Annotated in this window: 18 protein-coding genes; 1 reads left to right on the top strand and 17 read right to left on the bottom strand. The window is 25.9% G+C overall.

Going from position 1 to position 18,668, the window contains the following annotated elements:
- Nucleotides 1-10: 10 nt before the first annotated feature.
- The 17 genes from ftsZ to AWT65_RS00245 form a co-directional block, all read right to left on the bottom strand.
- On the bottom strand, nt 11-1,072 hold the full coding sequence (gene ftsZ, locus AWT65_RS00325) for a cell division protein FtsZ (protein WP_066728160.1): 1,062 nt from the start codon (nt 1,070-1,072) through the stop codon (nt 11-13).
- An 11-nt stretch (nt 1,073-1,083) separates the two neighbouring features.
- A complete protein-coding gene (locus AWT65_RS00320; protein WP_066728158.1) occupies nt 1,084-1,749 on the bottom strand; it encodes a cell division protein FtsQ/DivIB in 666 nt (221 codons plus the stop codon).
- A gap of 52 nt (nt 1,750-1,801) precedes the next feature.
- Nucleotides 1,802-2,248, bottom strand: coding sequence for a DnaJ domain-containing protein (locus AWT65_RS06785; RefSeq protein ID WP_066728156.1), 447 nt, complete (start codon nt 2,246-2,248; stop codon nt 1,802-1,804).
- A gap of 12 nt (nt 2,249-2,260) precedes the next feature.
- Complete coding sequence (murB, locus tag AWT65_RS00310) at nt 2,261-3,097, bottom strand: UDP-N-acetylmuramate dehydrogenase (RefSeq protein ID WP_232292767.1); 837 nt, start codon at nt 3,095-3,097, stop codon at nt 2,261-2,263.
- Between the two features lie 4 nt (nt 3,098-3,101).
- Nucleotides 3,102-4,457 carry a UDP-N-acetylmuramate--L-alanine ligase gene (gene murC / locus AWT65_RS00305; RefSeq protein WP_198142921.1) on the bottom strand — a complete coding sequence of 452 codons (1,356 nt, stop codon included), beginning with the start codon at nt 4,455-4,457 and terminating at the stop codon, nt 3,102-3,104.
- A complete protein-coding gene (gene murG, locus AWT65_RS00300) occupies nt 4,454-5,506 on the bottom strand; it encodes an undecaprenyldiphospho-muramoylpentapeptide beta-N-acetylglucosaminyltransferase (protein ID WP_066728154.1) in 1,053 nt (350 codons plus the stop codon). Before murG ends, murC begins: the two co-directional genes overlap by 4 nt.
- Nucleotides 5,503-6,648, bottom strand: a complete 1,146-nt coding sequence (locus AWT65_RS00295) for an FtsW/RodA/SpoVE family cell cycle protein (RefSeq protein WP_066728152.1) — start codon at nt 6,646-6,648, stop codon at nt 5,503-5,505. Before AWT65_RS00295 ends, murG begins: the two co-directional genes overlap by 4 nt.
- Nucleotides 6,641-7,891, bottom strand: coding sequence for a UDP-N-acetylmuramoyl-L-alanine--D-glutamate ligase (gene murD, locus AWT65_RS00290; RefSeq protein ID WP_066728150.1), 1,251 nt, complete (start codon nt 7,889-7,891; stop codon nt 6,641-6,643). Before murD ends, AWT65_RS00295 begins: the two co-directional genes overlap by 8 nt.
- Nucleotides 7,892-7,902: 11 nt before the next feature.
- On the bottom strand, nt 7,903-8,991 hold the full coding sequence (gene mraY, locus AWT65_RS00285; RefSeq protein ID WP_066728148.1) for a phospho-N-acetylmuramoyl-pentapeptide-transferase: 1,089 nt from the start codon (nt 8,989-8,991) through the stop codon (nt 7,903-7,905).
- Nucleotides 8,991-10,208, bottom strand: a complete 1,218-nt coding sequence (locus AWT65_RS00280) for a UDP-N-acetylmuramoyl-tripeptide--D-alanyl-D-alanine ligase (protein WP_066728146.1) — start codon at nt 10,206-10,208, stop codon at nt 8,991-8,993. Before AWT65_RS00280 ends, mraY begins: the two co-directional genes overlap by 1 nt.
- Nucleotides 10,209-10,219: 11 nt before the next feature.
- Entirely contained in the window at nt 10,220-11,206 is a 987-nt protein-coding gene (locus tag AWT65_RS00275; RefSeq protein WP_066728143.1) for an Mbeg1-like protein, read from the bottom strand.
- Nucleotides 11,207-11,244: 38 nt separating this feature from the next.
- Nucleotides 11,245-11,757: a hypothetical protein gene (locus AWT65_RS00270; protein WP_066728141.1), complete on the bottom strand. Its 513-nt coding sequence runs from the start codon at nt 11,755-11,757 to the stop codon at nt 11,245-11,247.
- A gap of 18 nt (nt 11,758-11,775) precedes the next feature.
- Nucleotides 11,776-12,549 carry an undecaprenyl-diphosphate phosphatase gene (locus AWT65_RS00265; RefSeq protein ID WP_066728139.1) on the bottom strand — a complete coding sequence of 258 codons (774 nt, stop codon included), beginning with the start codon at nt 12,547-12,549 and terminating at the stop codon, nt 11,776-11,778.
- Between the two features lie 14 nt (nt 12,550-12,563).
- On the bottom strand, nt 12,564-13,286 hold the full coding sequence (locus tag AWT65_RS00260) for an ATP-binding cassette domain-containing protein (RefSeq protein ID WP_066728137.1): 723 nt from the start codon (nt 13,284-13,286) through the stop codon (nt 12,564-12,566).
- A complete protein-coding gene (locus tag AWT65_RS00255) occupies nt 13,267-14,034 on the bottom strand; it encodes an ABC transporter permease (RefSeq protein ID WP_066728135.1) in 768 nt (255 codons plus the stop codon). Before AWT65_RS00255 ends, AWT65_RS00260 begins: the two co-directional genes overlap by 20 nt.
- Nucleotides 14,031-14,951, bottom strand: coding sequence for an ABC transporter permease (locus AWT65_RS00250; protein ID WP_066728133.1), 921 nt, complete (start codon nt 14,949-14,951; stop codon nt 14,031-14,033). The genes AWT65_RS00255 and AWT65_RS00250 overlap by 4 nt, the downstream gene beginning before the upstream one ends.
- An 86-nt stretch (nt 14,952-15,037) precedes the next feature.
- Complete coding sequence (locus tag AWT65_RS00245) at nt 15,038-16,828, bottom strand: peptidylprolyl isomerase (protein ID WP_066728131.1); 1,791 nt, start codon at nt 16,826-16,828, stop codon at nt 15,038-15,040.
- Between the two features lie 223 nt (nt 16,829-17,051).
- Here AWT65_RS00245 and AWT65_RS00240 point away from each other — a divergent pair, with 223 nt between their 5' ends.
- On the top strand, nt 17,052-18,593 hold the full coding sequence (locus AWT65_RS00240; protein WP_066728129.1) for a hypothetical protein: 1,542 nt from the start codon (nt 17,052-17,054) through the stop codon (nt 18,591-18,593).
- The last annotated feature ends 75 nt before the right edge of the window (nt 18,594-18,668 follow it).

Here is an 18,668-nt window from a genome sequence, read left to right as displayed (position 1 = left end):
TTAACTCCTATTACAATTTATATCCATCAAAATTTGGTAAAAAACTATTTTCATCACTATTTTCAGTATTAAACAAATTATTCATTGTTTCTTCTTCTTTTTTTTCTTCTTCATTATTTTCAGCATCAAAACCTGTAGCTATAACTGATAATACTATATTAGTTCTATCTTGTTCATAAATAGCACCAAAGATTAAATTTTCAACATCTGAATCTGTTCCACAAGCCTTTTGTGAAATTAATTCTTGTATCTTAATAACATCATCCATTGTAACATTATCTCCTGAAGTAACATTAACAAGTATCTTAGTTGCTCCTTTAATATCTTTTTCAAGCAATGGATTAGTTACAGTTCTTTCTACTATATCTTCTACAGATTCTCCTTCATTTGATTCTACAAAGCCAAATAAAGCAACTCCAGAATCTTCCATTATTGATTTAACATCTGAAAAGTCTAAGTTTATTATTCCTTCTTTTGTTATTAATTCAGAAATACCTTTTACTCCATAAGTTAATATATTATTTGATGTCTTTAAATGTTCTTTAAAAGGTTTTTGTTTAGCTCCTTCCAAATCAAGCAATTTTTGATTAGGAATTACTATTAAAGTATCTACATATTTTTTCAATTCATCTAAACCTTTTTCTGCACTTTGTATTCTTTTCTTTCCTTCAAATCTGAAAGGTTTTGTTACTATCGCAACTGTCAAAATTCCTTCTTCTTTTGCTAATTTTGCAACTACTGGTGCAGCACCTGTACCAGTTCCGCCTCCCATACCAGCTGTAATAAAGACCATATCTTGACCTTTTATAACTTTCTTTATGTCTTGGGCATTATCTTCTGCAGCTGCTCTTGATACTTCAGGATTACCTCCTGCACCTAAGTGACCCAAAGCTATTTTTGTTTTTGCTTTTGAACCTTTTAAATCTTGTTCATCTGTGTTTATAGCAACATAATCAACACCTATAATATTAGAAGAAATCATATCATTTATTGCATTTCCTCCTGCACCACCAATACCGATGATTTTAATTTTAGTCCCTTTTGTTTCATAAACTTCATTTTCTTCGTTCATAGTTCCTCCTACTATTTAACACTTATAAATTCAAATCTTAAATCAATATAATCCATAGTGTTGTTAAGCTCTTTTTCTTTGTTATAAACTATGTAGCCTTGATTTAATTTTTTAGTATCTACTAAATTATTTATATATATTTTTACACCATCATTTAAAATGATAACATATTTATTATCTTCTTTATAAATTTCAGAAGATAGAGAATAAAGATTACTTTTGATTAAAACTTTTAATATATTTGTTATATCTTTTTCTGATTTTTCATCATAGTACACAAGTGGTAAAGCCTTATTAACCATTTCATTATAATTACTAAATATATTTAAATCAGAATCTACAACATAAAGTTCATTATTTTTACTTATATATGCAACTGGTTCCCTTTCATTTAATTCTACTATTAATTTATTAGGATACCTTTTTTTTATTATAACAGTTTTTACTCTTGCATCTTTTGATATTTCTTCCTCTAGTAAATTAGTATTAATATACACAATAGACTTATTATTAAATTCAGATAATTTACTAATTATATCTCTTTGCAAAATTTCATTTTTACCTTCTACTTCTATTTGTGTAACATAAAAGAATTTAGATTGAACTAATGTCAAACCAAAAATTACTATTAAAAAAAATATTAAAAGCATTAAATCTTTTTTTAATCTTTCTTTCATATTCCCTCTTTTTTGTACATTTTATATATTTTAACATATATTTTTATGCTATTCAAGCATACTTTTCTATTATATCCCAGTAATTATTAATCTCTTTGAATTTTTCTTCTGCTCCTGGATCCTTATTTATATCTGGATGATACTTTTTAGCAAATTCTCTATATATTTTCTTTTTTTGTTCATAAGGAGTATCAGGACTAAAGCCGAAATACTCACAAGCTTTTTCATATTCATTTTCAGTTTTGTTAACTGTATTAAAAGAAAAATTATCATCAAAATTATAATTTGTTCTATAATAAAAAGTTCTATGATACACATTTCTTCTAGAATATAGCCACACACCTATTATAAAATATATAATTGTCCAAATATTAAAAATTTTACCTGTTGAAATCACAGAAAATATAGCTAGTAAAAAATATACCCAATAAGGAATTATGCTTATCAATACCATGAATAAAATTAACAGTATAAATGGAATTATTAGAAAAAAACTCATAAGTTAATCTCCTTATTTAAGAATTATTATTTCAGTATTTAATTGTATCCCTTTTTTTTCATAAACAACTTTTTTTATATGCTCTATAAGTTCTATAACTTCTGAAAATTTACCTTTTCCATGATTTATTAAAAAATTCGGATGTTTTGAAGATACTTCCATATCTCCTATTCTAAAATTCTTTAAACCGCAGTCAGAAATTAATTGAGCAGCAAATTGCCCTTCGGGATTTTTAAAAGTTGAACCTAAATTAGGAAAATCTAAGGGATGATTATGTTGTCTTTTATTCAATTTATCTTCACTAGCTTCTACATCAAACCCTTTTTTTAGATTAAATATTGCTGCTATAACTATCCATTTATTATCCTTAATTTTTGTACTTCTATATCTATAATCTAATTCTTCCTTATTAAGAGTTACTATTTCATTATCTTTCAATACCTTTACAGCTTCTATTCTATCAAATATTGTTGTACCATAAGCTCCAGCATTCATATTAACTAAGCCACCTATACAACCAGGTATACCTGAAATATTTTCAAGTCCTCCTAAATCATTTTCTCTCATATATGCCATAAATTCTGTCAAATTAACTCCAGCTTCAACATATACTCTAGTTTCATCTAATCTCTTTATTTTATTAAGTTTCTTTAGGCTAACAAAAATAATATCTAAGTATCCATCATATATTAAGGTATTAGTACCATTTCCTAATAAATAGTATCTTTCATTAGGTTTAAATAAATTTATTAATTCTTTTTCATCTTCTATTTCAATTAATTTTTTTGCTATTCCTCCAATTTTCATATTTGAAAATTCTTTCATAGAAATATTTTCTTTTTCTATCAACTTACTACTCCTTAATCTTATTAACTAATCTATAAGCAAATTTTGAAACTGTCCCTGCACCCATGAAGATATATACATCTTTTTTCTTGCTATTTGAATAAATATATTCCATAACTTCATTAGGTAGCATAACATAAACTTCCTTATTTTTATCAATTTCCTTTATTTTTTCACATAAATCTTCAGAACTTATTCCAAGAACATTATCTTCACTAGCTGCGTATATAGGAAGTAGAATAATTTTATCTGCAAGCGATAAAGCTTTTGCAAAATCATTCATAAAGAAGTGTGTTCTTGTATATCTATGTGGTTCAAAAACTACTGTTAATTCTCCTTCTTCATTTGATCTAGCTGCTTTTATAGTAGCCTTAATTTCTGTAGGATGATGTGCATAATCATCTATAACTTTAATTTCTTCATCATAAATAACTTGATATCTTCTTTTAGCTCCAGTAAATGTTTTCAAACTTTCTTTTATATAATCAATATCAATACCATAAAGTTTTGATAAATATATTACTGGTAAACTATTCTTAACATTATGTAAACCTGGAACTTTCAAACTAAATTCTCCCAAGTTTTCACCATCAATAACTACATCATATTTTGTCAAACCATCTACAACTCTAATATTTTTAGCATATATTTGTGCTTCTTTTTCGATACTATAATATATTAATTTTTCTTTATATTTTTCCAAATCAAGTTTCTTTATATTAGGGCAATCTGCTGATAAAAGAACCTTATTCTTTGTTTGTTCTATAAATTTAATAAAAGAACCTTCTAAATTTTCAAAATTTCCATGATGTTCCAAATGATCTGGTTCTATATTTGTAATTACTGAATAGCTTGGATAAAGATAAAGGAAAGAATTATCGCTTTCATCTGCCTCCATTACAAAATATGAACTATTTCCAAGTCTACTATTACTATTTAACTTAGGAACTATACCTCCTACAACAACATAAGGGTCTTTAGGTAAAAAACACAAAGATAGCATTGATGAAGTTGTTGTTTTTCCATGTGTTCCAGCTACAGCTATACTATTTTCAAATTTATTCGCTATATCTGCTAAAACTTGTCCTCTTCTTTCCATCTTTATACCTTTACTTTTAGCATAAATATATTCTGGATTAGTAGTCTTTATTGCTGTAGAATAAACATAAAGATCAGCGTTGAAATTTTCTATATTTTCCACTCTTTGACCTATATGTACCTTTATACCCAAATCTTCCAAAGATTTTGTAATATCTTTATATTCTAAGTCTGATCCTTCAACAATATTACCTTGTTGCTTAAGTATTTTTGCTATTCCACTCATTCCTATTCCATTTATCCCACTAAAATATATTCTTCTCACTTTGCATCATCTTCCATTTCTTTTAATATATTATTTATTGCATTTCCAGGATTCAACTCTTTTATATTCCCTTTCATAAAATCAAGCATTTCTTGTTGTTCACAAAGAGCTAAAGCTTCCTTTACAGCATTTTTGGCTTCTTCATTTGAATAACTTTTTGCAGCATTTGCATATTCTAGCATTTCTGCATTTTCTTTTTGCCCAACAAAATCATAAGGTATAAATATTGCTGGTTTTTCTAATTGTAATAGCTCTGATATTGTTGAAGCTCCAGATCTACAAATTACTAAATCTGATGCTGCCATTATTTCATAAACATTTTCAAAATATGGCATCACTATTATATTTTTAAAATCCTTTATTCTAAGCATACTTTCTTTATATAGGCTCTCACCTGTAGACCAATATAAATTAAAATCTTTCTTTTTATTTATATATTCAATATTAGCTATAATAGCTTCATTAAGGACTTTTGCTCCCAAACTTCCACCCATAACTAAAACTACCTTATTTTTTTTAGGTATACCTAAAATTTCTCTTGCATCCTCTTTTGTGATATTATAGAATTCTTGTCTTAAAGGGTTCCCTGTTACTACACATTTTTTCTTATTCTTTATTTGTTCAAGACTTTGACCAAAAGCCAAAAATATTTTTTTAGCAAAAGGTAAACAATATTTATTTGCCTTTCCCATAACTATATTTTGTTCTTGTAAATAAATATTTAAACCTAGTAACTTTGCTGAAAGTATTGTAGGTATAGAAATATAGTTTCCAAAACCTACTACTGTATCAATTTTTTCATTTTTCAAAATTTTTTTAATTTCAAATACAGCCTTTATACCTTTAATTACTGCTTTAATACTACTAAATGGTAAAATATCTAAGCCATAAAATTTAAATTTTTCTTTAGGAACTATTTCTTTTTCCATTCTATGTGAAGTTCCTATAAAGATTACTTCATAACCTTTTTTTCTCATTTCTTTAGCAAGTGCAAGTGCTGGATAAATATGTCCTCCAGTACCTCCAGTAGTTAATGCTATCCTTTTCATTGATACATTCCTTTCTTAGCTTGGGCTATATTTATTGCCGAAAACAGTAAACCCATACAAATCATATTAGAAACATAAGAACTTCCTCCATAACTTATAAAGGGTAAAGTAATTCCTGTTGATGGTAGGCAATTAAGATTAATTCCAATATTTAAAATTGCTTGATTTAATATTGAAAATATAACCCCATAAATCAAATATTTATTAAAAGATTCTTTCATTTTAAATGCTATTACTAACATATTAAATATTAAAACTACAAATATTATTATTATTAATGCAGCAAATATCAAGCCCCCTTCTTCGCAAATTGAAGCAAATACATAGTCATTATGTGCTTCTGGTAAATAGAAATATTTTTGAAGTCCATTTCCTATACCTCGACCAAAAATACCACCACTTTTTATTGCTAAAATAGCAGCATTTACTTGAACAGAGCTACCATTTAAAAAATTATTCAACCTATTTGTACTATAATCTTTTATAATCATTATACCAATTATACCGCCGAATAGACCTACAGCTCCAAATATAAATTTTTTTATTTCTTTCACCTTACTGCAAATACAAAGCATAAGATAAGATATTAGAGCCAATTGAATAGCCGAAGTCTTTGATTTTTGTAAAACTACAATACCAACTACAAAAAAAGTAATAATGCCCCAACCTATTAATAATTTTGTTTCTTCCTTAAAAGTAATAATGCCCCAATCTATTAATAATTTTGTTTCAGAAAATAGGGTAGCAAAAATATATATTACTAAAGGTTTCATTAATTCAGAAGGCTGTATAGTAAAGCTTCCAATTCTTATCCATCTAGTTGCTCCGTTAATACTGACTCCCTTCCATAAAACCCAAATTGATAAACCTACTATAATAACTCCAAATAGACCTGATATAATAATTCTTTTAAATTTATTTTTTACAACAATTTCAACAATAAAATTAAAAACATAAGTTATACTACCCATACCTACTCCTATAACTATGTAGGCAATATATGCATAAAAATATTTTAATTTATTTCCACTATTGTACTCTGCATCTGGTTGCGATAAACTACCAACAAATATCAAGCCAATAAGTGTTAGAAGAAATAAGCAAATTAATATTTTCCTTTTTCTTTTTTCTATATCATTCATTTATTCCTCCAAAATATTTTTTAACTAATTCTTTAAAATGTTCTCCTCTTTTTTCAAAACTTTTATATTGATCAAAACTTGCTGTAGCAGGACTTAAAAGTATATATTTTTCTTCATCTAAATCAACTTTTTCTTTTATATATTTAACCACATTTTCTAAATTATTTAGATTAATATAGTTTTTATATGAATTTTTCTTAAAATCTTCCTCATATAAGTGTGCATTTTCTCCTATCAAATAGACAAAATTGCAATATTTATATATAGCTTCAAATAATTTTGAGTTATCTATTTTTTTATCCTGTCCTCCACAAATTAAATAAAGCTTTTTATTCTTGTATGCATCTATTGCAAAAAGTGTTGATTCTACATTTGTTCCCTTAGAATCATTTATGAAACTAGTATTTTTAACCTTAAAAAATACTTCCATTCTATGTTCCAAAGGTTTAGTTTTTTGTAAAAATTCTTTTATTTTACTTTCATCTATATTTAATATCTTAGCTACAGTTACAATATTTAACATATTTTGAATATTATGTTTTCCCTTTAATACTGTATCAAAGTTTAAAAAGTCCTTATTAGCATTCATTGCAACTATTTTTGCACGAGTTCCTTTAAATATTCTTTTAAATTCTTTATCTTCTTGATTTATAATAGCATAATCTTTTTCATCTTGATTTGAAAATATATTCATCTTTGTATTATAGTATTCGTCTACACTATCATATCTTAATAAATGGTCTGGTGTTAAATTAGTTACCAAGGCAATATATGGCTTTATTGTAGGTTTATTTTCTAATTGATAACTGCTCATCTCTAACACAACAAAGTCTTGATCTTTTCCATCTGCTACAATTTTAGCTAATGAATGTCCTTCATTTCCACCCAAACTTGCTTTATATCCTACATATTTTAGTAATTCATATATTTTAGTAACCACTGTTGTTTTACCATTTGTACCAGTAACTGCTATAATTTTTGTATTCGGATTTATATATTTTAATGCTAGATCTATTTCAGATATAATCTTAATTTTATTTTCTAAACAATATTGTAAATAGGTATTTTTCCATGAAATACCGGGACTTTTAATCACAATATCAGTCTTAGCTGTTAATTTTTTTGCTTCTTCACTACTTATTCCTAATTTATCATCTACAACTATATATTCTAATTTCTTTTTTTCTAATAATTGTATTGCTCCCTTACCACTAATTCCTAAACCAAATACTATATACTTCATTTTCTTACTTCCTATCTAATTTTAAGTATCATAAATGCTATTATACATGTAATTATAGTAACTATCCAGAATCTAATAGTTACCTTAGTTTCTGCTAGACCTCCCATTTCAAAATGGTGATGTATTGGTGCCATTCTAAAAATTCTTTTCTTATATTTCTTATAATATCCAACTTGTATAATTACAGACAAAGCTTCCATAATAAATACAAAACCTGCTATTGGTAGTAATAACTCTTGTTTTACAAATATAGCTATCATTCCAAGTATTCCACCCAAGGTTAGAGAACCTGTATCTCCCATAAATACTTGAGCTGGATAAAAATTATACCAAAGAAAGCCAATAACTGCACCTATTACAGAAGATAAATATACTGCTATTTCACCAGCTCCTTCAATATAGTAAATATTTAGATACTGTGCTAATTCTTTATGGCCTGTAAAATATGAAACCATTAAAAATATTATACTAACTATCATTATAGGTCCACTAACTAAGCCATCTAAACCATCTGTCAAATTAACTGCATTTGATGAACCTAATATTACAATTGCCATAAATATCAAGAAAACTATAGGCCCTATGTACAAATATGATAATTTAATAAAGGGATTTATAATAGCAAAATCTATTGTCTTATTAACTAAACCAAAATGATATATAAAGATATATGTTATAAGAGTCATAATCAATTGACCTATAAGTTTTTTTCTACCTGATAAACCATTTTTACTCTTTGTTAACTTCAAATAATCATCATAAGCTCCTATTGTAGTAAATAGAATTGTCATAAGTACCAAAAAGATTGTAAATTTATTTGTAAAATTCCCACTTATTAACATTGATACTATTATTGAAAAAATTATCATTATACCACCCATTGTTGGAGTTCCAGCCTTACTAAAATGTGTACTAGGTCCTTCTTCTCTAATGGTATCACCCATCTTTTTCTTTCTTAAATAATTAATAAATGTTTGTCCGAAAATCAGCATTATAAAAAGGGAGATAAAAAATGCTACTGCTCCTCTTATTGCTATTGATTTAAATATTCTTAATATTGATAGATTATTTATGAAAAAAAGTTGTATAAAATATAGCACTAATCATCATCTCCTATTATTTCTTCTAATCTCATACCTCTTGACCCCTTTAAAAATACAATTATATTGCTTAATTTATCAAGTTCGTCTTTTATTTGTTTTTTATCAGCTACATAAACACAATTTTTTGCTTTAAGATGTTTCATTAAAGGTCCATAAAGATATACTTTCTCATAATTTATTTTATCTAATACTTTTGCTAAATCTTCATGATATTTAATTTCATTTTCACCTAATTCCAACATATCCCCTAGAACTAAATATTTTTTCTTATCTTTGAATATTTCATTAAGTGTTAAAAGAGAACTTTCCATTGATTTAGGTGCAGCATTGTACGCATCATTAATATATGTTTTAGCATTTTTTTCTATTATCTGAAATCGCATATCTGTTATTTTTAAATTTTCTATTTTTTTCTTATCAATTTTTTCATTCATTTCTTTAAGAAGTGCCAATGCCAAACAAATATCTAAAGCATTATGTCTACCATATAAATTAGTCTTATATTTTATATTAGAAAAAATAAATTCTGAACCATAGTCACTTATTTTATACTCTCCAAGTTTTACTTTTATAATATTTTTCATATCTAAAGTCTTTAAATACTTATCTTCTCCACTAACAACTACACTTTTTTTTGTGTGTGGTATTATTTCACATTTTGCACGAAATACATTTTCATGAGTCTTTAAAAATTCTAAATGTGAATCCCCTATATTTGTTATTATACTATAATCAGGCTTTGCTATACTTGCTAGCCTATCTATTTCATTAATAGCACTCATTCCCATTTCAAGAACTAAATATTTTGCTTCTATTGGGCAATTAAGTATAGTCAAAGGTTCACCTATTAAATTATTATGATTTCCCTCAGTTTTGTATGAATTTTCTAGTAAATATGCCACAACATCTTTAACAGTTGTCTTACCATTACTACCTGTAATTCCTATAACTGTTGCTTTCAATCTATTTCTATATTCACTAGCTAACTTTTGCATATATGCTACTGTGTCATCAACTTTTTTACCTTGTATATATTCGCCCTCATCATAAATTGGATAGCAACCTTTTTGTATTGCACTTTCTACATAAGCATTACCCTTTCTTATTGCAAAAAATATATCTCCTTTTTTTAGTAATCTTGAATCTATACATACTGTTCCACTAAAATTAAAATTACTTTCAAGAAGTTCTTGAAATATCTCGCTTTTTTTCATGTCTTCTATTCCTATCTAAATTTTATATTTTTTATAACTGTATTAAATAATTTTGATACTAATCTTAAATCTAATTCTTTTATATTCTTTATCTTTTTTTCTTTAGCCAAAGCATATAGTTTATCTATAAATTCCATTCTTTCTTCTTTGCTTATTTCTTTTAGCCAAATATCTATAGACTTATTCATTGTTTTACTTATATTAGTCAATGATTTCAAATAGGCAAAATCTTTTCCCTTAACTTCCCATGAATAAATATCATGTTGCATTACAAAGAAACTATCACTATTAACTATTTTTACTTTTTCTTTTCTTTCTAAAAGCAAACCTATAAAAGCTGAAGTTGGTAAAATTGTTTCTATTTTATCTAATATTTCTATATACCCTTCTTCATCTAGCACTGTTTGTAAAAAACCTGGTCCATCAAAATTATATATTTTTATTATTCTTTTCTTATCCTCAGGATCTAAGTAAATGCAAGAATAAATAGCCATATTTCCACCTTTTGAATGTCCACCTACAATGAATTTACCTTCTGTCTTTGCTAAAATATTTTCCAAATATTTCAAAGCTTTTTTTTGAGCTGGAATTTCCTTATATGACATATCTAAGTCTTCTTTTATACCTACTAAGCTCCTATCTGTGCCTTTAAATGACACATATTTTGCAAAACCTATGTCTATTAAAACTGCTCCAAATTGCATGCAATCAGTAGTATCTACTTCATTTACGCAGTAACTTAGCATACATTTAGAAAATCTTTTATTTTTTAGTAAAAAATTGACAAATTTTCTGTCATCTTCTACAACAAAAAATTCATCTCTAAAACAAGTTAATATTTCAAAAAGCTCAATTAAAGGCTTTTTTTCATCTTTTTTCAATAGATGTTGTAATGGTAAATAAGAAATTCTAGCTAAAATTAAAGCATCTACTGCTGTAAAATTAGTTTCTTTTAATTCATCATTATTATTTTTTAAATAATCAAAAATCGTTTTCATAATTACTCCAAACTGTATTATACCATAATTAATGCTTTTTAAAAAGTAATAGCACCCTTTATATTGTTATAATCTGAATTAATAAGCTCTTTTAATTCAAACATATTTTTTATTTTACCTTTTTTCTTTATTTTCTTTATGCTACTATTACTCAAGCCTAAAAATTTAAGTTCCATTTCTGTCGCCTTATTTATATTATGTTCCTTATAACTAACATTTTTGGAATCTATATATATCTTGTTTAATTTTGCTATATCCTCATCACTAACTCTGGGGATAACATTAAGATCTTCAAGTTTTTCTATAGCTCCCATATAATCTTTATACAACATAAATTTATCCATTTTTTTCTTTGATATACCTACTGACTTCATATCAGAATAGCTTATATCATTTATACTTTTCTTTTTTTGAGTGTTATATTCCTTATATACAACATTTTCATTTATTTCTACTTTTTCTGAAGTATCACTTGGATTTATTATATCAAGATATTTAGAAATATAGATAACACCAACTATACAAAGTATTGCAAATATTATTTTTTTCATATTCTACCTATCATTCACCTATCTAACTAATATTATTGCAACAATTATTCCAAGAATTATTCTATAATATCCAAATATTTTAAAATTGTGCTTTTTTATATAATCCATAAATATAGCAATGAATATATAGGCAAATATAAAGGAAAGAACAAAACCTAAGGCTATTAATGATAATTCCATTGCTCCCATACTTTTAATTTTCAATAATTTTAAAGCAGTCGCACCTAACATTGTTGGAATTGCCAAGAAGAATGAAAACTCAGTTGCTGCTATTCTTGAAATTCCCATTAACATTGCTCCCATTATAGTAGCAGCAGATCTTGAAGTTCCAGGTATCATTGCTAAACATTGAAATAAACCTATAATAAATGCTTTTTTATATGAAATTTGTGTTAAATTTTCAATTTTTTTATTCTTTGTAATTTTTTCCAAAAATATTAAAATTACTCCATAAATTATTAGCATTGCTACCACAACATATACATTGAATAAATGAGCATCTATAAAGTCGTCTGCTAAAACTCCTATTACAGCTGCAGGCAACATTGCTATTATTATCTTTGTCCACAAACAAATATTTATAGGAAATATTTTTTTTCTGAAATATATTACTACGGATAAAATAGCACCTAGTTGTATAATTATTTCAAAAGAATTAACAAAATTTTTATTAGTTGATAATTTCAAAAAATGTTCTATTAATATCATATGCCCTGTACTACTAACAGGTATAAATTCTGTTAATCCTTCTATAAAGCTTAAAATCAATACTTTTATTATTTGTAAAAACATCTATTTCTCCTTTTTCAATTTAAATCATCGCTATATTTATTAGCTAATTCTACTAATTTTTTCGTATATTCTTGTTTTGGATTTTCAAAAATCTCTTTTGTACTATTTTCTTCAATAATTTCACCCTTATATACCACATAAATTCTATCTACAAAATTTCTCATTGTATTAACTTCATGTGAAATATATATGATAGAAGTTTTTTCTCTAATCTTATTTAACAAATTGAGAACTTCATTTTTGGTATCCGTATCAAGAGCTGTAGTCACTTCATCAGCTATTAAAATACCAGGATTACCTATCAAAGCTCCTGCTATAGCTAATCTTTGCCTTTCTCCACCACTACATTCAAAAGAATATTTTTTTAAAAAATCTTTTTTATCTAAGCCAACTTGTTTAAATATTTCTTCTATTTTTTCATCAAAACCCTTTAAAGTATTATAGTGTGATTTGTATAAATGTTTCAATTGTCTACCAAGTTTAATAGTCGGATTAAAAACTATAAAGGCATTTTGAAATATTGCACCTATACTTGTATTTTTAATATATTTATCATAACTTACAATAGCTTTTTCTGGTAAAATATTTAACATAAATTTTGTTGTTAGTGTTTTTCCACTACCAGATTCTCCCAATATTCCTACAACTTCATTTTTATTAATCTTTATACAAATATTTTTAAGTAAATGTTCTGAATCTATTGTAACATTCAAATTTTCAATTTCTAATTCTTCCATGTTTTTTTCCTTTTTTCAAACTAAAATTATTAACCAAATAGACTATGTATATTATAGTCAGACCAGGAAATAGTGGAAACCAAGGAGCTGTTAAAAAATATGTTTGAGAGCTATTTAGCATATTTCCTAGTGTTGGTATAGAAGGATCTATTCCTATACCTAAAAAACCAAGTCCTGCTTCAGTTAAAATTGCCTTTGAAAAATTAATTTCAAAGTTCAAAAATATGTATTTTGCAATATTAGGTAATATATGCCTTGTTATTATCCTAAAACTTTTAACTCCATATGTCTTTGCAGCTATTATATATTCCTTATCTTTTTCTTTAATAAAAAGTCCTCTTGAATAATTTGTTATTGAAGGTAAATACATTAACATTATTGCCAAAATTAGTGCCTTATACCCTACTCCTATTATAACAATCACTGAAATTGCTATTAAAATTGAAGGTATAGATAATATTATTTCTATAAACATTTGAATGATATTATCTAAGGTTCCTGAATAATACCCAGATATTGCTCCTAATAAAATCCCTAAAAGACTAGCAAGTACAATAGATATTAAAACTATCAAAAGTGTATTACAAGTTCCTATTAATAATCTCGTATAAATATCTCTTCCTAAATTATCTGTACCTAATATATTTCTAAAACTTGGTGCTAATAAAATTTTACTATCAGATATTGTATAAGGATTTCTTAAAAAAATTATTGGAATAAGAAAAAGTATGTATTTTAATTTTTTCATTTTTTATCACCTAGCACTATTCTCTTGTCTAAAAGTCCATAAAGTATATCTATGACTACATTAATGGCAATTACAGCTGTTGAAGTATAAATTATTAAGCCTTGTAATAAAGGAATATCCCTTGTATATACAGAAAGTAGCAATAATCTTCCTATACCCGGTATAGCAAAAATTTGTTCTATAATTACAACTCCTGTTATTAAGTCAATTAACATTAGACCTATTAATGGTATCACTGGTAAAATTGCATTTTTTAAAACATACATATTAAGATATTTAAGTTTCATTCCATTTGAATATAGATATTTTATATATTCTTCTCTAGTTTCGTGATATAAATTTTTTTTCAAATTATATGTTAATTGTCCTATTTTTGATAATGAAATTATTAGACAAGGAATAAATAGAGAAAAAATACTATCATCATAACTTAATTGAGCCACTTTTAAAACTACACTGAATACATAAATTATTAAAATAGCTAACCAAAATGAAGGTATAGATATAGTTAGTGCCAAAATTTTATTCCATCTTTTTATTATTTTTTCATCTTTTATTTTATTTAAATAAAAAGATAAAGGTATAGACACTATAAAGATTATAAGCAAAGTTATAAGACTGGTTAATATTGTTATGGGTAATTTATCTAAAATCAATTCTTTTACAGGTATTTGTAATTTTAATGATATACCCATATCACCATGTAAAACTTTTTTTAACCACAGAACATATCTTATTCCCAATGGTTTATCTAAACCAAAGTTTCTTATAAATGCATCTATCCTATCTTGAGAAGCGTCAACACCCAGAATTACTGTTGCAGGATTGCCTGGTATTATCGATATCAAAAAAAATGATATTGTTGTTATTATATAAATACTGAATATTCCCTTTATTATTTTTTTTAGATAATACATGCCGATGCCTCTTTTCAAATTTAATATACTTATTATACTATATTTTCAAATAGTTCTCCATAAAAAAATGCTCTTTCGAGCATTTTCTATTTACCTAATTCGCTATCAGCATATTTGAATCCCATTTCTACCCTAATTCTATCTTTAAGATCATCAAATTTTGCTTCTTTATATGGAATTTCTTGTGTTTTTTGTATTATTACAAAACAATTTCCTAAATCTTTTTCTAAAAATTCACCAACTTTTATTTTGAATAATTCATCCATTAATTCTTTTGAATATCCTACTTTAGGTAGTGCTGAATTTCTTTCTATTAATGAAAATTGTTCTCTTATATTAAATTCACTATATTTTTGTGTCTTATCTGTTGTTATTTGTTCCCAAGTTAATTTACCTGCTTTAATTTGATTTTCTATATCAACAACTTCTTTCTTTACCTTATTTTTTGTATCTTCTGAACTAATTGGTTTTAAAAGTATATGTCTTAATTTTACCCTCTTAGAATTTTTTGCATCAACATCTTCTACTAAAACAATATGATATCCATAAACAGTCTTTATAGGTCCAACTATAGTTCCAGCTTTTTTACCTTCAACTACTCTAAATTCCTTAACTAAGCTATCTATATCAACCCAACCTAATTCTCCACCGACTTTCTTTGTTCCAGTATCATCTGAATTTTCTTTTGCTTTGCTTGCAAAATTACCTTTTGTTATTGTCTTCATTAATTCTTTAGCCTTGTTTTCAGTATTTTTCAAGTCTATTTCTGATGTTTTATAATCTTTACCAAATATTTCACCAGCTACAGTATTCTTTATATCATATCTACTTTTATTTTTTGCAAACCATGCTTTCATTTCTTCTTCACTTGGTTTATATGTATCAACTAAGTAGTAATAATAGTTTTGCAATGCACTATGTATTCTATTAATTGGTGTAACACCTGCCATACCTTTTATTCCATGTTCATTTGCAATTTTTTCTTTTTCAATTAATTTTTCAATTTCTTTCTTTTGTTCTTCATTAGTCTTAGCTTCTAGATCAGCAGAATATCCTTTTTCACTTTGTACTGCTAATGTTACATACATGTTTAACATATCTTTTCTTGAAACCTTAACATCTGAAACTTGAACTTCAATCTTCTTTATATTATCAAATAATTCCTTTATTTCCTTATTCTTAGTCTTAATTGTTGCTTTATTAAATAGTTCTTCTACACTAGAATTAAGTAAATAATCAAGATTTTGCTTATAATACATATCTTCTACTTGATCTTTAACTTCTGAAAATTGTCTTGAATCAAATTCAGTATATTTAAATCTATTATACAAATCTGCTAATTGCTTATCTGTAGGTCTTATCTTTTCTTTGAATTTTTCAATTGTTTTTTGAGCTATCAATGAATCTTTAATATTTGCTTTCAAATCAGCTATAGTAGCTCCCTTTTGTGCTAATAATAAAGATAAAGTTTCCTTACCACCATATTTATTTTCTATTTCAGTCATTTTTGCATTTACATCTACAGAACTAACTTCAATTTTTAAATTATGTGCCAAAACTTTTGATAAAGTACTATTAGTAATAGATGCCATTGCCATTTCTTTAACAACTTTATCTGGTACTTTAACAAAGTCTTTATCTTTTTCTCTTCCATATTGACGATATACATTTTCTATATTTTCTTTAATATTTTTGTATTCATTTTCATAGTCTTGCTTATACACTTTTTCGCCATTGATTACACACAAAACTTCTTTTCTATTATGAAAATATGCTGTTAAATATTGATATCCCGCAAATCCAGCAGACAAGACAGCTGAAACTATTATTAATATTGTCATTATTTTCATATATTTGCTAAATTTTCTAAGTGCCATTGTTTCCTCCCAAAATTCTCATTTATGTTATCAATTATATCATCTCAATTAACAAATTGCAATGTTTGCTCCCTTCTTTATCTTTTATTAAAAAAATAAAATAAATTATTCTTTAATCTCTTTACTTTAAGTGTTTTTTTGGTTAAAATATAGATATATGCAGTTGCAGAAAGCAGCTTTAAAAATTTTCGTAAATATATATTTTTAGATAAGGAGAAAAATAATGAAAAAAACAATTTTATTGTCAACTTTACTAGCCTCAGTTGCTTTAGCCTCAACTACTGGTTTTGTTGAATCATATATTGAAAATGAAACTGAATTCGGAACTTATGAGAAGAAATTGCTTGATGACAGTAATAAACCTAAACCTAAAACTAGTGGTGTAGCTATTCAATCTACTACTGTTTTAGGAAAAAAAGATCCAAATCAAAAAAAACCAACAGAAAAAAAAGATGAACAAAAATTTGGTTTAAAAGAACATAAAACAAAATTAGGTGTTAAAACTCAAGTAAACATTAAAGACACTGGTTTTAGTTTTGGTGCTGATATTAAAGGTAAAGATTTAAAATTATTTAAATTTGCTGATGATAATAAAACTATATCTTTAAAAGATTACTTAACAGATTTTGATGACAATTCAAATATTTGGGCAAAATTAACTTTACCTGAATATAACAACTTCATTATGTCTGGTAAATTAAAAGTTGGTGCTAAATATAAAGACAACAAATATGTTGTACCAGTTACTGGAGAAGCTGAATTTAAGACTATGTATGAAGAAAATACATTTAAATTCTTAACTAAAACTACTTTTAATGCCAATGAAAAATTTACAGCAGACAAAGATATTAGATCTGAACATACTATATCAGTTGAAACTGCACATCCTATGTTCAAGAACTCAAAGCTTTCATTCAGTGTAGAACATGACTATGGTCAAGAACCTGAAAAAGCTGTTAAAAATCTTCGTGGACAAGCTTTAGTATATTACAATGCTTTTGATAAATTATCATTAGATGCAAGATCATACTTCAAATACAGATTCGGTGCAACTGAACTTAAATATTTTGATTTCATGTTAGAAAAAGATGTTGAAAAAGTAAAAGATGTTAGACACCTAGAATCAGTTATAGGAGAAGCTACATATAAGGCAAATACAAAAACTAATTTAATAGGTAAATTATTCATACAACACTTTAAAAAAATTGAAAATTCTGGTAATGATTCTATACACGATTTAAAATATGGTGCTATTTTAGGTGTTAAATATAATAATAAATTTGGTATGAATGTAGATTTCAATAATGTATTTGCTGCAACAAGTGAAAATATTTTAGATAAAAATAATTGCAATACTTTAGGATATTGGAAAACTAAATTAGGTCTTAAATACAACATAAATGCTGTTAAGAACAAATTAATTGTAAGCCCTGAATTAGTATTATCTGCTTCAGTAGATAAATTTGATTATACTAAGGTTAAAGAAGGATTTAAAATGTTGAAGGATGAAAACGCTAGAAAAAATGCAGCAACAGCAGATCAATTCAATAAGTTTTTCTTAACTACAGCTGAAGTAGAACCTAAATTAACAGTAGCTTACACACCTGTTAAAAGCTTAACATTAACTGGTTTTGTTAGTGCACCAGCCAAATTCATTAATTTTAAAGAAGAAAAAAATGGAAATGACACAGTTAAGAAATCAGCATTATCAATTTATTACACTCAAGTTGTTAAGAGTGGATTAAATATTAAATATGTATGGTAATTGTTAAATTAGTTAAATTAGTTAAATACCGTTTTTATTACATTTAATTTATAATAAAATAAATTGGTTAATAAA

Source organism: Sneathia sanguinegens (assembly GCF_001517935.1).
In the GTDB taxonomy this organism is placed as follows: domain Bacteria; phylum Fusobacteriota; class Fusobacteriia; order Fusobacteriales; family Leptotrichiaceae; genus Sneathia; species Sneathia sanguinegens.
Note: the sequence above shows the minus strand (reverse complement) of the source record. Positions and strands in the feature narration are given on the sequence as shown.